The organism is Mesorhizobium sp. B2-4-19, assembly GCF_006441315.1.
Classification (GTDB): domain Bacteria; phylum Pseudomonadota; class Alphaproteobacteria; order Rhizobiales; family Rhizobiaceae; genus Mesorhizobium.
The window spans coordinates 1-1,487 of sequence record NZ_VFUV01000044.1 but is presented as its reverse complement, the minus strand read 5'-3'; the positions used below and the strand labels follow the sequence as shown (position 1 = coordinate 1,487).

The 1,487-nt window shown below is 49.4% G+C and carries 2 protein-coding genes; both read left to right on the top strand.

From position 1 onward, the window contains the following. Window positions 1-740 (top strand): hypothetical protein (locus FJ546_RS31410; RefSeq protein ID WP_210243131.1); only part of this gene is annotated, 740 nt, incomplete at its 5' end. Further along, complete coding sequence (locus tag FJ546_RS31030; protein WP_140893039.1) at window positions 724-1,197, top strand: hypothetical protein; 474 nt, start codon at window positions 724-726, stop codon at window positions 1,195-1,197. The genes FJ546_RS31410 and FJ546_RS31030, both read left to right, overlap by 17 nt. Window positions 1,198-1,487: the final 290 nt, after the last annotated feature.

Below are 1,487 nucleotides of genomic sequence, written 5' to 3'. Positions count from 1 at the left end.
CGGATGATTGGGATCCGACATTGCCGGGTGTTGGGACCAATCGGTATGCCTATGCGCAGAATGATCCGGTCAATAAGAGTGACGCGAATGGTCATCTTGTGGGTGTAGACGACGGAATAGCGGCAACGATTGTTGGCGGGCTTATGTTGGCAGAAGCATATCGTGAATGCAGTTCCTGTCATCAAGCTTTGGCTAAAGCGTTGGCCTCGCCTCCTTCGTTAAGCCTTGCGAACTTGGCTAAGATGACCGTATTTGGTCTCCCAATGGCGATGCTAACGGGGGAGGAAGCCAAACCATCCCCTAGTGAAGCAAGACGTGGTCCGGACGTGTCAATTCACGGTGTTGGGCAGAGCGACTGGGGCAACAAAGGCGCCCATGTAAGTGTAGACGGAATAAGGGGGAACAAAGGCCCTATTGAGATCGGCATTACAGTTGGCCCAAACGGCAGTTGGCAACTCGATGGCGCCCGAGCCAAAGACCGCAACAACCCCAACATAGATAAAGCAAAGAATGCTGTCGATGGTTGGCTCAAAGATCGCGACAACCTTTCTAAGCTCGGCGAAAAGGCCAGAAAAACGGCAGACTCCTTGAGGGGTGATCCGAAGGTTAGGGGAGCAAGAATTGACGACATAGAAGCCGTTGCCGACAAAGCAGAGCATGACGCGGCAGCTGGGCAGCGCGATAACAACGGTGGCAACGGCGATCATGGAGACGACAAGAACAATGACCAACAGCAATAGACTTTTTACTCAACTAAAAGAATCAACTTTTTGGCGATTACTTAGGGGAGAGGTTGTATATAACCTTGACGAGCTATCTACACCCCGAACGATAAATGAAAGTCTTGGGCCGGACCCTTTCTGGAATGAGACGGAGAGCCTGATGTGCTTCGATGATGTCGAAGTAGGGCTCGATGAGACGAAAGACCGATCCTCCGCGCGTTACTTTGGTCTATATCCTGGAAAGACAGATAATAGAAAAATAAAGATGCCAAATAAAGAAGAAATAAGATCAGATAATTTGAAGATGGAAAATGTTTTGCGGTATCTCATAGATCACTCTGTTTCATTCTTTTATGATAAAACCTTTGACAGCGAATCCGACCGCGGAATTCGATTCCACGATGGCGGCACCGCTCATTTCTACAAAAAAAACAAGGACTTCTACTTAGGGTCCGTTTTTTTGAAAAAGATATAGTGAATTAGAATGACGGTGACAGTGCACTTTTTGCCACGCCGCCTTCGCTATCTAAGTGGCCATCCCTAGTGACCAGAGCAGACCCAATGAGATCGCGCTTCTCTGCTGATGTAGCAAGCATCGTCCATTTATAGTATCCAAATCGCGCTCGCTCCTGTTCTAGCACCGGCTACCCGAATTACGGTGACAGTGCACTTTTTACCCTATTCGCCTGGCCATCGCCGCGTATAGATTGACCGCACGGCTCGCCTCGCTCGCATCGTCGTTCCCGATTTGCCGCATCAAGTCAC